Here is a 15,960-nt window from a genome sequence, read left to right as displayed (position 1 = left end):
TGCATAAGGCCCGCGGCGCCCACGCGCTTGCCGCGCTGCCGAGGACGCGTATGCGCCTGCTGCTGATCGTGCTGGTTGCCCTGGTGGGCCTGATCCAATATCCATTGTGGATGGGCAAGGGCGGCTGGTTTCGTGTGTGGGAACTGCAAGAGCAGGTGTCCAAGCAGCGTGAGACGAACGACAGCCTGCGAGCCCGCAATGCGGCCCTGCAGGCCGAAGTGAACGACCTGGCCACGGGTACCGAGGCGATCGAGGAGCGTGCCCGTGGAGAGCTGGGCATGATGAAGGACGGCGAAGTCTTCGTGCACATCCTGCCGCCAGGCGCCGCCATTCCGGTCAAGCCGCCGGAACCCCCGAAATCAGGCGCCAAGCCGGCTGCCCGGCCTGCTTCGCCGCTTACACGCTGATCCATGCGCTGATCCATGCGCGGGGCGCCGGGCCATCGAGTTCGTAGCCATACGCGTTGCCACCGGGATCCACGGCTTGTCCGTGGATTTTCCTTTGGGCGGCCCAGGCCGTGGTTTTTCTCAACACGCATTGTCGTCCTCGTTGATTTGCGGATGGTCGTTCGCGGGCCACCGCACAGGGTGGGATTGCATGTCCATCGTCAGGGTCATGGACAGGGGCAGTACGCCGGCCGACAGGGCTCGCCGGATGCAGGCTGCGGAACCTGGCAGAACCGCCATGGTCCGCATGGCCAGCCCGCCGATTGGCGTGATCGGTTCAACCAGATAGCGCAGCCGCAGGCGCAGCGTGTTGGCCTGGAAGATGGTGAGGCCCGAACGCGGGCCCAGCCCGCCTGGCCAGCGGGACCGATAGGCCGCGTGCTGTTCGGCCTGGTAGTCGTTGCGCACCGCGAGCAGGCCTGCTGCGGCGGGCACGCGGAATTCCGGTTGGGAGAAATCGGCATAGGCGGCCGTGCCTGGCCGCAATATCGTGATGTGCCACGCCGGCATGCCCACGCGCCGCGCCGTGCGCGCCAAGGCGGCCTGCATCATCAGCACGGCTTCCGGCTGCCCGCCGGGCGAGGCATGGCGGGGCAGCAAGGCGGCTTCGAATGCCTGCGCGATGAGGCCGGGGCGGGCGTGGCCGGTGGCGCCGGCTCGCGCGGCTTCGGTCAGCGCGACGTAGGCCAGTTGCCGCATCAACTGCCAGTGCATGACCTCGACGGCAGTCAGCGCGACCAGCAGCACCGCACCCAGCGCAACGGCGGATTCGATCAGCGCCGCACCGCGTTGGCGGCGAGCAAGGCTGTAGGAGAGACTGTGCGGGTCGGACATGGTGCCAGGCAGTTTGCCCGGCACTCTCGAATGCGTCGATTGTGGAATCTACGCTAAGCCGCGTAGGACGCATCCGATTGATTTTCTGCTTGATCTAGTTCTCGGCCCAGTGAGGGGAGGCAACGGGACCGCTACCCCCGCACCGGTTCAATGCATCGTCGGCGGATCCTGTTCCGGCATCGGCGTACTTTCGGCGAACAGCCCCGCGCAGTCGACGGGATCGAACAGATAGGGCTTGCCGCAGAAGTCGCAGGAGACTTCGACCTGGCCCTGTTCAGCCAGGATTTCCTGCACTTCGGCGGCGCCCAGTGAACGCAGCATGCCGGCCACGCGATCACGCGTGCACGGGCAGAACCAGCGTACCGGCAGGGGGTCGAACGCGGTGAGGGTCTCTTCCCAGTACAGGCGGTGGATGAGCGTGTCCACGTCGGTCTGCAGCAGTTCCTCGCCGGACAGCGTGCCGGCCAGGTGCGTGGCGCGCGTCCAGGTATCGGAATCGGCGTTGCCCTGGGGCAGGCCGCCCTGGTCGGGCAGGCGCTGCACCAGCAGGCCCGCGACGTGCGCGTCGTCGGCGGCCAGCCACAGGCGCGTGTCCAGTTGCTCGGACGCCTTCATGTAGTGCTGCAGGACCTCGGCCACCGTGTCGCCCTCCAGCGGGACGATGCCCTGGTAGGCCTGCTGGCCGGGCACCTTGCGCTTGGGGTCGAGGATGACCATGAAACGGCCTTCGCCGCGGGTGTTCAGCAGGCTCTGCAGGGTGCCGTCCTCGGGCACCTCGTGGCCATCGCGCACCTTGACGGTGGCGCGCAGGCTGAGGTCGGAGCGGCACTCGACCACCACCAGTGCGATCGGGCCGTCGCCCTGGATCTGCAGCAGCAGCGAACCTTCGAACTTGATATTGGCGGCCAGCAGGGTCGAGGCCGCCACCAGTTCGCCGAGCAGGCGCTTGACGGTCGGCGGGTACTGGTGATGCGCCTGGGCCTGCTGCCAGGTGTCGTGCAGACGCACAGCCTGCACGCGCACCGTACGGTCTTCGAGCAGGTATTTTTTCAGCGAATCGGTCATGCAGGCATCTTAGCCGATTCCGGTGGCCCCGCCGCCCGGGACAGGGCTAGCCGATGCGCTTGAGCGAGGTCCTGTACTGCCGTCCGCGCTCGGCGTAGCGGGCGCTGCCGGCATGCATGCCGGCGATTTCTTCGGCGGTCAGTTCGCGCACGATCTTGCCGATGCCGATCACCAGCGAATTGTCGGGAATGACCCGGCCCTCGGGCACGATGGCGCCGGCGCCAATCAGGCAGTTGCGTCCCACCACGGCATTGTTCAGCACGATGGCCTGCATGCCGATCAGCGCGCCCTCCAGGATGGTGCAGCCGTGCAGCATGGCCTGGTGGCCGACCGTGACGTTCTCATGAACCGTCAGCGGACAGCCTTCGTCCACGTGCATGACGGTGGATTCCTGGATGTTGCTGTTGCGGCGGATCACGATGGGTGCGTTGTCGGCGCGGATGGAAACGTGCGACCAGATGCTGACGCCGGCTTGCAGCGTGACGTTGCCGATCAGGTCGGCGCTGTCGGACACGTAGGTGTCCGGATCGATGGACGGGACGAGGCCGTCCAGTTGATAGATGGGCATGCGGGGGTGTCTCCGTCGGTGCGCGCCGCAGGCGGTCAGGCCGCGCCGGGGGCGGTGCGCGCTGCGCGCTCTTCTTCGCGGCGCCGCAGCACCGCGCGCTGTACCTTGCCGGTGGTGGTCATCGGCAGTTCGTCCAGGTATTCGATTTCCTTGGGATACTCGTACGGCGCCAGGCGCTCGCGCACGTGGTCCTGCAAGGCCTGCGTGATTTCCTCGGGGGGGCGGCCGAGGTAGTCGGCGGTCAGCACCACGTAGGCCTTGACCAGCGCGCCGCGCTCGGCGTCGGGCTTGGGCACCACGGCGGCGTTGGCCACGGCCGGGTGGCCGAGCAGGCAGTTCTCGATCTCGCCCGGCCCGATGCGGTAGCCGGCCGACTTGAAGACGTCGTCGGCGCGCCCGGCGTACCAGAGGTAGCCATCGGCGTCCTGGCTGGCCAGGTCGCCGGTGCGGCACCAGTCGCCCGTGAACTTGCCCTCGGTGGCGATGGGGTTGCGCCAGTAGCCCAGGAACATGACGGGGTCGGGGTGCCCGGCGATGTCGGTGCGGTTGACCGCGACCTCGCCGATCTCGCCCACGGGCGCTTCCTGGCCCAGTTCGTCGATGACGGCCACGCGATGGCCCGGATAGGGACGGCCCATGCTGCCGGGCCGGGCGGGCCAACGCTTGCTGCTGTTGCCCACCACGTAGTTCATTTCGGTCTGGCCGAACATCTCGTTGGGCGTCACGCCCAGCGCGGATTCGCACCAGGCGAACACGGTTTCGCCCACGCTTTCGCCGGCGCTCATCAGGGCGCGCAGCGCCAGCCGATAGCGCTCGCGCGGTTGCGGCACCGTCTTCATCATCATCTTGAGGGCGGTGGGGAACAGGAAGGTGTTGGTGACCTGGTAACGCTCCATCAGCTCGAAGGCGCGTTCGGGCGAGAAACGGCTCCGCGTGCCCACGATGGGATGGCCGAAATACAGGGTGGGCAGCAGGGCGTCCATCATGCCGCCGGTCCAGGCCCAGTCCGCCGGCGACCAGAAGACGTCGCCCACGCGTGGAAACCAGTCCTGCGAGGCCACGAAGCCGGGCAGGTTGCCGATGAGCACGCTGTGGGGCAGCAGGGCGCCCTTGGGCGCGCCGGTGGTGCCGGACGTATAGAGCAGGATGGCGGGATCGGACGCGCGCGTCATCACGCGCTTGAATTCGGATGGCTGGCGGGCCAGCAGGCTGCGCCAGGGCAGTACGCGCTCGTCGGCGAAACCGATGCCGATGATCTGCTGCAATTGCGGACAGTCGTCGCTGACGGCCAGCAGATGCGCGCTGGAAGCATAGTCGACGATGGCCACGCGGGCCTCGGCATCGCACAGCCGGGATTGCAGGGCCTCGGGGCCGAACAGCGACGACAGCGGCAGCACCACGGCGCCCACGCTGTAGATGGCCATATGGGCCACGACGGTCTCGGGGCGTTGTCCCAATACCACACCGACGCGGTCGCCGGGCTCGACGCCCATCTTGATCAGGCCATTGGCCAACTGATTGGCGGCCTCGGCCAGGCGGGCGTAGGTCCATACCTCGCGGTTGCCGGCTTCGTCTTCGTAGTAGATGGCGATGCGACGCGATTCCGGCGCGCTGGCTGCCCAGCGATGGCAGCACGCTTCCGCGATATTGAACTGGGGAGGAACCAGCCAGCGGAATGATTGGTAGAGCGCCTGATAATGGTCGTTCATGGCCCTATGTAGTAAGCGCGCGGTTGCTACGAAAGGGGGGGACCGCCGGTCTCCCCAACCGCAAGCATGACCTAGAGGGCCGTGAACTGCAACATGCCCGGGTCCCAAACAGGGGACATATACGGGTTTTTACGGACGCTTACTTCTTTGGCGAGCCGGCGCCCCCAAGGCAAAGCGCCCCGAACGGACGCTTTGCTCGTATCTACTTGCTGGTGCGGCCGACTGCCGAAGGCAGGTCGGGCAGCGCCAGCGAGCGGCGCGTCCGCGCGGGGTTTTCACGTTGCGCCAGCACGCTGGCCCAATCCAGCAGGTGCAGGGCGCCGTCCTGGGATTCGGCCAGGGCCGACAGGCTTTCCACCCAGTCGCCGTCGTTGCAGTACAGCACGCCGTCGATGTCGCGCAGTTCGGGCTTGTGGATGTGGCCGCAGACCACGCCGTCCAGGCCCCGGCGGCGGGCCTCGCCGGCCAGCGCTTCCTCGAAGTTGGTGATGAACGAGACCGCGTTCTTCACCTTGTGCTTCAGGTACTGCGACAGGGACCAGTAGTTCAGGCCCATGCGGTGGCGCAGGCGGTTGTAGTGGTTGTTCAGCCACAGCGCGAACTGGTAGAGCGAGTCGCCCAGGTGGGCCAGCCACTTGCTGTGCTGGATGACCCCGTCGAACTGGTCGCCGTGCAGCACCAGCAGCTTCTGGCCCTTTGCGGTGACGTGCACTTCTTCGTCGAGGATCTCGATGTCGCCGAAGGCGTAGCCGATGAACTCGCGGGCGAATTCGTCGTGATTGCCGGGGATGAACACCACGCGGGTGCCGTTGCGGGCCTTGCGCAGGATGCGCTGGACCACGTCGTTGTGCGCGCGGGGCCAGTGCCAGTGCTTGCGCAGTTGCCAGCCGTCGACGATGTCACCCACCAGATAAAGCGTATCGGCGTCGTTGTGGTCGAGGAAATCAAGCAGGAATTGCGCCTTGCATCCACTGGTACCCAAATGAATGTCGGATAGCCATAATGTGCGCCAACGCGTCGGATGGATGTCGTTCACCGTGGTCTTCCGTTCAGCCCGTCTTGCCTTGGCATGAGACCAGCCGGGCATGACGTCAGCATGAAAGATCGGTGACTGCTATGTGACGGATGTGTCCCTATCCTTGCTTCAGGGTCACGGCCCGCTGGCGGGGCGGGGCGTTGCGCAGGCGGGTGCCGGCCAGGCGGTCGTGCAGGAACTGGCCGTCGGCATCCACCCAGGTCCACAGGAACGATACGAAGGGCGCGGCGACGACCAGCATGTCGATCGAGCGCCAACCCGTGGCGCCCGAACCGAGCGAGATCAGGCCGATGACGGCCAGCATGGGCGGCCAGATCAGCACATAGCGCCAGACCAGGCGGCCCAGCCCGGGCCGCTGTCCGTCGCGGTCGACCAGGCGGATGTGCCAGGTCTTCATCGGCAGGGTCTGGCCGCCGCGCCGCCAGCACAGGACCAGATAGATGCCGATCACCACGAACAGCCAGGCCTGCCGTTGCGGCCGCAGCGCCAGGGCGTGGCGGCTTTGCGTCAGCGTATCCAGCAGATAGTCGGCCAGGAACACGACGCCGAACAGCAGCACGCCTTCATACATCATGCAGGCGAAGCGCCGGGCGCGGCTGGGCGTGGCGGAAAGGTCCTGGGCGGTGATCATGGGCGCCTATTATGGCGCGGCTCGGGCGCGGATGAGCGGCCCGCCGGCAAAAGCGAGGGAATACGCTGAAAGGCGGCGAGGCATCCGCCACCTTTCGCCCGGTGATCAGAGCCGGCCTTGCGCCACCAGTTCGCGGGTGCGCGCAAGCGTCGAGAGCAGCGCGCTGCGGTAGCCCTTGTCGCCGTCCATCCACTGCTGCTCGGCCTGTTCCTCGGGACCGTTCGGCGTCTTGCCGCGCAGGCCCAGGTAGCAGTAGAAGCGCAGCCACAGCGTGCCGTCGGCATCCTCGGACAGTTCGTTGATGATCGCGCCTTCGCGCGGGCCGGTGGCCTGGAAGAAGGTGACTTTGCTCTCCGGCTCGAACGTGATGAGCTCGCGCAGTGTGGCGCCGGCGATGGTGGCCTCGCGCACGATATGCGTCCGATCATCCTGCAGGACATCGCATTGGGTGCACAGGCCGGGCGGCAGGAACAGCCGGGCGTCGCGGGCCTTCAGGACCAGGCCCTGCCAGACCTGGGCACGGGTCAGCGGGGTTTCGCCAGCGGGATTCACGGCGACGGTGGCGGTCGAGTAGATCATGGTGTTTGCTCCTTGGGGTTGGGTTTCGAGTGGGCAGGAACAAACGATAGGCGGTTTCATATTCAAAACACAGTCCATAAAATATAGACATCCTGTATTGAAAATGAGACGGCATGGATCTCAACGCATTGGCGGATTTCCAGTTGGTGGCCGCACACGGCGGTTTCGGCAAGGCCAGCCGCGCCAGCGGCCGGTCCAAGGCGACGTTGTCTCGCCGGGTCGCCGACCTGGAGGCGTCGCTGGGTGTACGGCTCATCGAGCGCGGGGGCCTCGGCCTGGCGCTGACCGATGCCGGACAGTTGCTGCTGGCCCGCATGGAGGGACCGATGCACGAGGTCGCCGATGCGATCACGGCGGCGCGGGAGGGCCAGGAGACGCCGCGAGGCACGTTGCGCATCGCCGCGCCCATCCTGTTCTCGCAGGTGGCCCTGGGCGGATTGGCGGCGCGTTTCCTGGCGCGTTATCCCGAGGTGCGGATCGAGGCGGTGGCGGAGGATCGCTTCGTCGACCTGGTCGACGAGCATTTCGACGTCGCCATCCGCGCCAATCCGCGCAAGGACAGCGCCCTGGTGGGCCGATGCTTTGCCCGGGACAGGCTGGTGCTTGCCGCCGCGCCATCCCTGCCGGCGCCGAAGGGCGCGCGCGGCCAGCCTGTCGAGGCGCCGGCCGTCGTCATGCAGACCCATCGCGACGCGGAGGTCTGGCCGGTGGACGAGGGCGCGCTCGTGGTCGAGCCGCGGCCGGTACTGCGCCTGTCGTCGCTGCTGGCGGTGCGCGATGCCGCGCGTGCCGGGGCGGGCGTGGCCATGCTGCCGCGCTCGGTGATCGAGCGTCAGTTGGAGACCGGCGAACTGGTTTCCTGGGGGGTTGCCGGTGGCGACGTCGAACTCTGGGTGCTGCACACGTCCCGCCGGTTGCAAAGTCCCAAAGTGCAGGCCTTCGTGGCGTTCATGTGCGAGCAGTACCCGGCGGGATGGTTTCGCTGTCCGGCGGCCTGAATTGCCAGGCGGGCCGGCGGTGAAATGCCCCCACGCCGCGCCTTCGGCTTGCTGCCTCCCGAGGGGGATTTTTTATCTTGGGACGGCCGGCGGCAAAAAAAACCCGCCGATAAGGGCGGGTTGGAAAAGGGGCTATGCAGCCCCCAAGGGGAAATCGTTACAGCGCCGCGGAATCAGGCGGCGGAAGCCGCGGCGGTCTTGATCTGCGCCGGACGTTGGGCGCGGGCCATCAGTTTGCGCAGGCCGGCGAGCAGGGCGCGCAACGGGTGCGGGCGGAATTGCTCTTGCATGGCTTGCACCATCAGTTGGCGTTCGAGTTCGTCGCTCATGACGACGCCGTGCGGGATCTTGATCACTTGCTTCACGCCGGAGTTCTTATCCCACGGCGGTCTTTTGTTTAGGGTTAACCCGGATTTTAGGGTTAACCCTGGAATTGTGCAAGTGCCTGGTGCACGACGCGCGATCCTGGTGCTGATGATGCCCCAATTCAGCGCGCTTGTGGCGGATAGAGGCACGATAGCGAGCCGAGATTGCTGCCCTTTTACAACGATGCCGGTGTTCGTCCTGGCGCCAGGGGCACCAGGACGGGGCTCGGGCTCAGGAAGCGTCGCGGTAGCTGCCCGCGGCCAGCTCGAAACCGAACAGGCGGCAGTCGAGCGAGCCGTTGTGCAGCGGGATGCGGCGCTGGGGCTTCAGGCGCAGGCGCTGTGGCAGGGTCATGTCGCTGGTGATGACGTGCAACTGCCAGCCGGCGAAACGGCGCTTCAGGCAGGCCGACCAGTCGCGCCACAGCGTCTCGTCGTGCTCTTCCATGCGCTCGCCGTAAGGCGGATTGGTGACGATCCAGCCGGACTCGGCGGGCGCGTCGATGTCGCGCGCGTCGCCGATCTCGAAGCGGATGGTTTCGTCGGTCAGCCAGGCGCGCTCGGCGTTGGCGCGCGCGAAATCGATGGCGCGCGGATCGAGGTCGTAGCCCACCAGCGGGGCGTCCAGCCTGGTCAGGATGCGGGTGCGGGCATCGTCCTTCAGGTCGCGCCAGCGGCGCTGGTCGAAGTCGCGCAGCCGCTCGAAGCCGAAGGGCCGGGACACGCCGGCCGGCACGCCCAGGGCGATCCAGGCGGCTTCGATCAGGATGGTGCCGCTGCCGCAGAAGGGGTCCAGCAGCGGGGCCGCCGGATCCCAGCCGGCCAGCGCCAGCATGCCCGCCGCCAGGTTCTCGCGCAGCGGGGCTTCGCCCTTGTCCAGGCGCCAGCCGCGCTTGAACAGGGATTCGCCGGACGTGTCCAGGTACAGCGTGGCCATGGTGCCCAGCAGGAACAGGTGCACGCGCGCGTCGGGACGCACGGTGTCGATGTCGGGCCGGGCGCCTTCGCGGTCGCGCAGGCGGTCGCAGATGCCGTCCTTGGCGCGCAGGTTGCAGTACTGCAGGCTGCGCACCGGGCTCTTGATGGCCGACGTGTCCACGCGCAGGGTCTGTTCCGCGCCGAACCAGCGTTCCCAGGGCACGCCGTAGGCCAGGTCGAGGATGTCGTCCTCGTGCGAGATCTCGCCCTGTCCCACCTGGGCCAGGATGCGCGTGGCCAGGCGCGAATACAGATTGGCGCGCTGCACGCCCGACCAGTCGGCGGAAAAGCTGCAGCCGGCCCGGCCCGTCCTGGCGTCTTCGAAGCCCAGCGCCTGCATTTCGGCGGTCAGGGCTTCTTCCAGGCCCTGGGGGCAGGGCGCGAAGATCTGGAAGATCTCGGCGGGCTGCGAGCGGCCCCGGCCGCGGCCGGGGCGATCGCGTTCGCGCGGGGCGACGTGCACGGAGACATCGTGCGCCTCGGTGTCGCGCGCGGGCGCATCGTCGTCGTCCCATTGCGGCGCGTCGGCAGGCAAATCGTCCCAGGCCGCGCCGGTGGCGGGCAGGTCGTCCCAGGCGGCGCCAGCGGGCGGGTGGGACGGTTCGTCGCGGCGCGTGTCCCGCATCTCGCGGTCCGTGTAGCGCTTGGGTTCTGGGCGCGGCTGCGCGGGCATGGAGTGCGCCCGCCGCAGGCGGTCATCCTTGTCGCGGCCGCGTTCCAGCTGGGTGGCCTGGCGCGCGCGCGCGCCGCTGCGCTTGCGGCGCGGCGAGTCGTCGTCCGCGTCGGGGCGGGCGGTCTTGGTAACCGATAGCGTTCGGCGCGGACGGTCTTGATCGTCGGATGACATGCGAGTTAGCAGAGGCTGGGAATTAAAAGGGTTTGACGACGACCAGCACGACTACCAGCACAAGCAGCAGGACAGGAACTTCGTTGAACCAGCGATAGAAGGTATGCGGGCGCGTGTTGCGGCCCTGTTCGAATTTGCGCAGCATGACGCCGCAGGCGTGATGGTAGCCGACGATCAGCAGGACCAGCAGCAGCTTGCCGTGCATCCAGCCGTTGCCGGGGCCCATGCCGATGCCGTAGCCCACGTACAGCCACAGGCCCAGCAGCACGGCGGGGACGGCCAGGATCGTCATGAAGCGGTAGAGCCGCCTGGCCATGCCCAGCAGACAGGACTGGGCCGCAGGATCGGTTTGCTGGGCCAGGTTCACGTAGATGCGGGGCAGGTAGAACAGCCCGGCGAACCAGGACGCGATGAAGACGATGTGAAAGGCCTTGACCCACAGCATGGCGCGCGCTCCGTAAAGAATCTGTCATTGTAACGGCGCCGGTCCCGCTGTCCGCGCGGGCGTCAGATCACGTACAGATCCACGTACTCGTGCACCGGCATCGCTTCCAGCATTTGCAGGTTCAGCGAGACGTCCAGGATGCGCTGCTGCTGGCGCGCCGGAAACACGCGGGCCAGGTTGGTGCGGAACTTGGCTTCCAGCAGCGGGATGCCGTCGGCGCGCCGGCGCTTGTGGCCGATGGGATATTCGCACACGATCTCGTCCCATTGCGTGCCGTCCTTGAAGCGCACGGTCAGGGCGTTGGCGATCGAGCGCTTGTCCGGATCGTGATAGTCCTTAGTGAAGGCCGGATCTTCTTCACACACGATGCGGCCGCGCAGCGCGTCGATGCGCGGATCGCCGGCGATGCCGTCTTCGTAGTCCGCCGCAGTCAGTCGCCCGAACAGCACCGGCACGGCCACCATGTACTGGATGCAGTGATCGCGGTCGGCCGGGTTGTTCAGCGGTCCCTGCTTGTCGATGATGCGGATGCAGGCCGCGTGCGTGCGGATGGTGATGCGCTCGATGTCGTGCGCGCCCTTGCCGGCGGCCGCCAGCCTGCCGTGCAGGTCCATGGCGCATTCCACGGCGGTCTGCGCATGGAATTCGGCCGGATACGAGATCTTGAACAGCACGTTCTCCATCACGTAGCTGCCGTAGGGGCGCTGGAAAGCGAACGGTCGTCCCTCGAACAGCACGTCGTAGAAGCCCCACGTCCTGGCCGTCAGCACGGTGGGATAGCCCATTTCGCCGGTACGCGCGATCAGGGCCAGGCGGACGGCGCGGCTGGTGGCGTCGCCCGCGGCCCAGCTTTTCCTGCTGCCGGTGTTGGGCGCGTGGCGGTAGGTGCGCAGGCTCTGTCCGTCCACCCAGGCCAGCGAGATCGCATTGAGGGTTTCTTCGCGCGTCAGGCCCAGCAGTTGCGCCACCACGGCGGTGGACGCGACCTTCACCAGCACCACGTGATCCAGGCCGACCTCGTTGAAAGAATTCTCCAGGGCGATGCAGCCCTGGATCTCATGCGCCTTGATCATGCCGGTGAGCACGTCGCGCATGGCCAGCGGCGGCTTGCCGGCGGCCACGGCGGTGCGCGACAGCCAGTCGGCCACGGCCAGGATGCCCCCCAGGTTGTCGGAGGGATGGCCCCATTCGGCGGCCAGCCAGGTGTCGTTGAAATCCAGCCAGCGGATCATGGCGCCGATGTTGAAGGCGGCCTGCACGGGATCGAGCTGGAACTGCGTGCCGGGCACCCTGGCGCCGTTGGGCACCACGGTGCCCGGCACGAGGGGGCCCAGCAGCTTGCGGCACGCCGGATACGCCAGCGCTTCCAGCCCGCAGCCCAGCGTGTCGATCAGGCAGTTGCGGGCGGTTTCGTAGGCCAGCGGGCTGGCGATCCGATAGTCGAAGACGTAGTCTGCGATGTCGGTCAGCACTGTGTCCCAGGCCGGGCGCTGGGCAGAGGAGGCATCGGCGCGAGACATGACGGCGTTTCCTTTAAAGCGTGTCCGCCGGCACGCGGACCTGGCCCTCCATCAGCACGCGCGCGCTGCGGCTCATGATGGCCTTGGTGACCTTCCATTGGCCGTCTTCCAGGCGGGCCTGCGCGCCCACGCGCAGCGTGCCCGAGGGGTGGCCGAAGCGCACCGACTCGCGCTCGCCGCCGCCGGCGGCCAGATTGACCAGGGTGCCCGGGATGGCGGCCGCGGTGCCGATGGCGACCGCCGCCGTGCCCATCATGGCGTGGTGCAGCTTCCCCATGGACATGGCGCGCACGCGCACGTCGATGTCGTCCGCGCCGATCGCCTTGCCGCTGGAGGCGGTGTAGGCGGCTGGCGGCGCCACGAAGGCGATCTTGGGCGTGTGCTGGCGTTTCGCGGCTTCGGAAACGTCGGCGATCAGGCCCATGCGCACCGCGCCGTGCGCGCGCAGCGTCTCGAACATGGCCAGCGCCTCGGGATCGCCGTTGATGGCGTCCTGCAGCTCGCTGCCGGTGTAGCCGATGGCCTCGGCATTGACGAAGATGGTGGGGATGCCGGCGTTGATCAGCGTGGCCTGCAGCGCGCCGATGCCGGGTACCTCCAGCGTGTCCACCACGTTGCCGGTGGGAAACATCGCGCCGCCGCCGTCTCCTTCGCCTTCATCGGCGGGATCCAGGAATTCCAGTTGCACCTCGGCGGCCGGGAAGGTCACGCCGTCCAGTTCGAAGTCGCCGGTTTCCTGCACCTGGCCGTTCGCCATGGGGATGTGGCCCAGGATGGTCTTGCCGATGTTGGCCTGCCAGATGCGCACGATGGCCGTGCCGTTGTCGGGCACGCGGGACTTGTCGACCAGGCCGTTCTCGATGGCGAAGGCGCCGACGGCCGCGCTGAGGTTGCCGCAGTTGCCGCTCCAGTCGACGAAGGCGCTGTCGATGGAGACCTGGCCGAACAGGTAGTCGACGTCGTGGTCGGGCCGCTGGCTGCGGTCCAGGATGACGGTCTTGCTGGTGCTGGAGGTCGCGCCGCCCATGCCGTCGATCTGCTTGCCGTACGGATCGGGGCTGCCGATCACGCGCAGCAGCAGCGCGTCGCGCGCGGGGCCGGGGGTCCGGGCCGCGGGGGGCAGATCCTGCAGGCGGAAGAACACGCCCTTGCTGGTGCCGCCGCGCATGTAGGTGGCGCGGATCCGAAGTTGGGGAAGGGATGTCATGTCGTCGATTCCTTGCGGACTGTGGCGGCGCCATGCGGGCGCCGCCAGGTAGGTTCAAGCCGCCTGCGTGGATTCCAGGAAGTCCTGGGCAAACCGCTGCAGCACGCCGCCGGCCTCGTAGATCGAGACTTCCTCGGCCGTGTCCAGGCGACAGGTGACGGGCACGTGCACGTCCTGCCCGTCGCGGCGGTGGATGACCAGTTCCAGCGTGGCGCGCGGCACGCGCTCGCCGATCACGTCGAAGGTCTCGGTGCCGTCGATGGCCAGCGTCTTGCGGTCGGTGCCGGGCTGGAATTCCAGCGGCAGCACGCCCATGCCGATCAGGTTGGTGCGGTGGATGCGCTCGAAGCCCTCGGCCACGATGGCCTCCACGCCCGCCAGGCGCACGCCCTTGGCCGCCCAGTCGCGCGACGAACCCTGCCCGTAGTCCGCGCCCGCGATGATGATCAGCGGCTGCTTGCGGTCCATGTAGGTCTCGATGGCCTCCCACATGCGCGTGACCCGGCCTTCGGGCTCCACGCGCGCCAGCGACCCCTGCCTGACCTGGCCATCGACCACGGCCATTTCGTTGATCAGCTTCGGGTTGGCGAAGGTGGCGCGCTGCGCGGTCAGGTGATCGCCGCGATGGGTGGCGTACGAGTTGAAGTCTTCTTCCGGCAGGCCCATCTTCGCCAGGTATTCGCCCGCGGCGCTGTCGGCCATGATGGCGTTGGACGGCGACAGGTGGTCGGTGGTGATGTTGTCGCCCAGCACCGCCAGCGGACGCATGGCGGACAGCGTGCGCTCGCCCGCCAGCGCGCCTTCCCAGTAGGGCGGGCGGCGGATGTAGGTGCTCTGCGCGCGCCATTCGTAAAGCGGGCTGATCTTCGTGGTGTTCTCGGTGGCGAAGGTGAACATCGGCTCGTACACCTTGCGGAACTGCTCGGGCTTGACGCTGGCGGCCACCACCGCGTCGATCTCCGCGTCGCTGGGCCAGATGTCCTTGAGCGTGACGGGTTTGCCCGACGCGCCGACGCCCAGCGCGTCGCGTTCGATGTCCACGCGCACGGTGCCGGCGATGGCGTAGGCGATCACCAGCGGGGGCGAGGCCAGGAAGGCCTGCCTGGCATACGGATGGATGCGTCCGTCGAAGTTGCGGTTGCCCGACAGCACGGCGGTGGCGTACAGGTTGCGGTCGATGATCTCCTGCTGGATCGCGGGATCGAGCGCGCCGCTCATGCCGTTGCAGGTGGTGCAGGCGAAGGCCACGATGCCGAAGCCCAGTTGCTCCAGCTCGGGCAGCAGGCCGGATTCCTCCAGGTACAGCTGCACGGCTTTCGATCCGGGGGCCAGCGAGGTCTTCACCCAGGGCTTGCGCGAAAGGCCCGCGCGGTTGGCATTGCGCGCCAGCAGGGCGGCGGCGATGACGTTGCGCGGGTTGCTGGTGTTGGTGCAACTGGTGATGGCGGCGATGATGACCGCGCCGTCGGGCATCTGGCCCGGGGTCGCTTCCCAGGGGCCGGCAATGCCGCGCTCGGCCAGGTCGGTGGTCGCCACGCGCTTGTGCGGGTTGGACGGGCCGGCCATGTTGCGCACCACGGTGGACAGGTCGAAGCCCAGCATGCGCTCGTACTCGGCGTGCGCCAGGCTGCCGGCCCACAGGCCGGCCTGCTTCGCATAGGTCTCGACCAGCTTGACCTGCTGGTCGTCGCGGCCGGTCAGGCGCAGGTAGTCGATGGTCTGGCCGTCGATGTAGAACATCGCGGCAGTGGCGCCGAATTCCGGCGTCATGTTCGAGATGGTGGCGCGGTCGCCGATGGTCAACGCGCTTGCGCCTTCGCCCAGGAACTCGATGTAGGCGCCCACCACTTTCTCGCGGCGCAGGAATTCGGTCAGGGCCAGCACGATGTCCGTGCAGGTGATGCCGGGTTGCGGGCGACCGGTGAGCTCGACGCCGACGATGTCCGGCAGCCGCATCCACGAGGCGCGGCCCAGCATCACGTTCTCGGCTTCCAGGCCGCCCACGCCGACCGCGATCACGCCCAGCGCGTCCACGTGCGGCGTGTGGCTGTCGGTGCCCACACAGGTGTCCGGGAAGGCCACGCCGTCGCGCACCTGCACGACCGGCGACATCTTCTCCAGATTGATCTGGTGCATGATCCCGTTGCCCGGCGGGATCACGTCGACGTTCCGGAAGGCCTGCTTGGTCCAGTTGATGAAGTGGAAGCGGTCCTCGTTGCGGCGGTCTTCCACGGCGCGGTTCTTCTCGAACGCGTCGCGGTCGAAACCCGGGTATTCCACGGCCAGCGAGTGGTCGACGATCAACTGCGTGGGCACCACGGGGTTGATCTGCGCGGGATCGCCGCCGGCATCCGCGATGGCGTCGCGCAGGCCGGCCAGGTCGACCAGCGCGGTCTGGCCCAGGATGTCGTGGCAGACCACGCGCGCCGGATACCAGGGGAAGTCCATGTCGCGGCGGCGTTCGATCAACTGGCGCAGCGAGTCCGTCAGCGTGGCGGGATCGCAGCGGCGCACCAGGTTCTCGGCGAGCACGCGCGAGGTGTAGGGCAGGCGGTCCCAGGCGCCGGCCTGGATGTCCTCGACGGCCTGGCGGGCATCGAAGTAGTCCAGCGGGGTGCCGGGCAGCGGTTTGCGGTAGTTCGTGTTCATGGCGGGCGTGTCTCCGGGGCCGTCGGCGGGCCGGAATGCATGGGATGCGGGCGTATCGAAGGCCCCCGCCGGCATCTCCTGCC

Annotated in this window: 15 protein-coding genes; 2 read left to right on the top strand and 13 right to left on the bottom strand. The window is 67.8% G+C overall.

The window, feature by feature from the left end:
• Positions 1-50 precede the first annotated feature (50 nt).
• Positions 51-407, top strand: coding sequence for a cell division protein FtsB (ftsB, locus tag A6745_RS09800; protein ID WP_066126369.1), 357 nt, complete (start codon positions 51-53; stop codon positions 405-407).
• Positions 408-527: 120 nt separating this feature from the next.
• On the opposite strand, the gene A6745_RS09795 is transcribed toward ftsB, so the two are convergent.
• The 7 genes from A6745_RS09795 to A6745_RS09765 form a co-directional block, all read right to left on the bottom strand.
• On the bottom strand, positions 528-1,280 hold the full coding sequence (locus tag A6745_RS09795; protein ID WP_066126496.1) for a TadE/TadG family type IV pilus assembly protein: 753 nt from the start codon (positions 1,278-1,280) through the stop codon (positions 528-530).
• A gap of 147 nt (positions 1,281-1,427) precedes the next feature.
• Positions 1,428-2,345 carry an Hsp33 family molecular chaperone HslO gene (gene hslO, locus A6745_RS09790; protein ID WP_066126365.1) on the bottom strand — a complete coding sequence of 306 codons (918 nt, stop codon included), beginning with the start codon at positions 2,343-2,345 and terminating at the stop codon, positions 1,428-1,430.
• A gap of 46 nt (positions 2,346-2,391) precedes the next feature.
• Positions 2,392-2,913 carry a gamma carbonic anhydrase family protein gene (locus A6745_RS09785; protein WP_066126362.1) on the bottom strand — a complete coding sequence of 174 codons (522 nt, stop codon included), beginning with the start codon at positions 2,911-2,913 and terminating at the stop codon, positions 2,392-2,394.
• 35 nt (positions 2,914-2,948) lie between these two features.
• On the bottom strand, positions 2,949-4,622 hold the full coding sequence (locus A6745_RS09780) for an acyl-CoA synthetase (RefSeq protein WP_066126359.1): 1,674 nt from the start codon (positions 4,620-4,622) through the stop codon (positions 2,949-2,951).
• Between the two features lie 202 nt (positions 4,623-4,824).
• Positions 4,825-5,709: a UDP-2,3-diacylglucosamine diphosphatase gene (locus tag A6745_RS09775; protein WP_156513341.1), complete on the bottom strand. Its 885-nt coding sequence runs from the start codon at positions 5,707-5,709 to the stop codon at positions 4,825-4,827.
• Positions 5,710-5,755: 46 nt separating this feature from the next.
• The gene (locus A6745_RS09770; RefSeq protein WP_066126354.1) at positions 5,756-6,289 is read right to left on the bottom strand and encodes an RDD family protein; all 534 of its coding nucleotides are present in this window, start codon (positions 6,287-6,289) and stop codon (positions 5,756-5,758) included.
• Positions 6,290-6,394: 105 nt separating this feature from the next.
• Positions 6,395-6,868, bottom strand: coding sequence for an AtaL-like protein (locus A6745_RS09765; protein ID WP_066126352.1), 474 nt, complete (start codon positions 6,866-6,868; stop codon positions 6,395-6,397).
• Between the two features lie 113 nt (positions 6,869-6,981).
• On the opposite strand from A6745_RS09765, the gene A6745_RS09760 reads away from it, so the two are divergent.
• Positions 6,982-7,866: a LysR family transcriptional regulator gene (locus A6745_RS09760; RefSeq protein WP_066126349.1), complete on the top strand. Its 885-nt coding sequence runs from the start codon at positions 6,982-6,984 to the stop codon at positions 7,864-7,866.
• A 173-nt stretch (positions 7,867-8,039) separates the two neighbouring features.
• On the opposite strand, the gene A6745_RS09755 is transcribed toward A6745_RS09760, so the two are convergent.
• The 6 genes from A6745_RS09755 to acnD form a co-directional block, all read right to left on the bottom strand.
• Complete coding sequence (locus A6745_RS09755; RefSeq protein WP_082852996.1) at positions 8,040-8,231, bottom strand: hypothetical protein; 192 nt, start codon at positions 8,229-8,231, stop codon at positions 8,040-8,042.
• A gap of 232 nt (positions 8,232-8,463) precedes the next feature.
• Positions 8,464-10,056, bottom strand: a complete 1,593-nt coding sequence (locus A6745_RS09750; protein ID WP_066126346.1) for a THUMP domain-containing class I SAM-dependent RNA methyltransferase — start codon at positions 10,054-10,056, stop codon at positions 8,464-8,466.
• 22 nt (positions 10,057-10,078) lie between these two features.
• Positions 10,079-10,501 carry a CopD family protein gene (locus A6745_RS09745; RefSeq protein WP_066126343.1) on the bottom strand — a complete coding sequence of 141 codons (423 nt, stop codon included), beginning with the start codon at positions 10,499-10,501 and terminating at the stop codon, positions 10,079-10,081.
• A gap of 62 nt (positions 10,502-10,563) precedes the next feature.
• Positions 10,564-12,021, bottom strand: coding sequence for a bifunctional 2-methylcitrate dehydratase/aconitate hydratase (locus A6745_RS09740; RefSeq protein ID WP_066126341.1), 1,458 nt, complete (start codon positions 12,019-12,021; stop codon positions 10,564-10,566).
• Positions 12,022-12,034: 13 nt separating this feature from the next.
• Positions 12,035-13,228, bottom strand: a complete 1,194-nt coding sequence (gene prpF, locus A6745_RS09735; protein ID WP_066126338.1) for a 2-methylaconitate cis-trans isomerase PrpF — start codon at positions 13,226-13,228, stop codon at positions 12,035-12,037.
• A 54-nt stretch (positions 13,229-13,282) separates the two neighbouring features.
• Positions 13,283-15,877 (bottom strand): Fe/S-dependent 2-methylisocitrate dehydratase AcnD, encoded by a 2,595-nt coding sequence (gene acnD / locus A6745_RS09730; protein ID WP_066126337.1) that lies wholly within the window; start codon positions 15,875-15,877, stop codon positions 13,283-13,285.
• Between the last annotated feature and the right edge of the window lie 83 nt (positions 15,878-15,960).

This window comes from Bordetella ansorpii (genome assembly GCF_900078705.1).
GTDB classification, from domain to species: Bacteria; Pseudomonadota; Gammaproteobacteria; order Burkholderiales; family Burkholderiaceae_B; genus Bordetella; species Bordetella ansorpii_A.
This window is presented reverse-complemented; position numbering and strand designations above follow the sequence as displayed.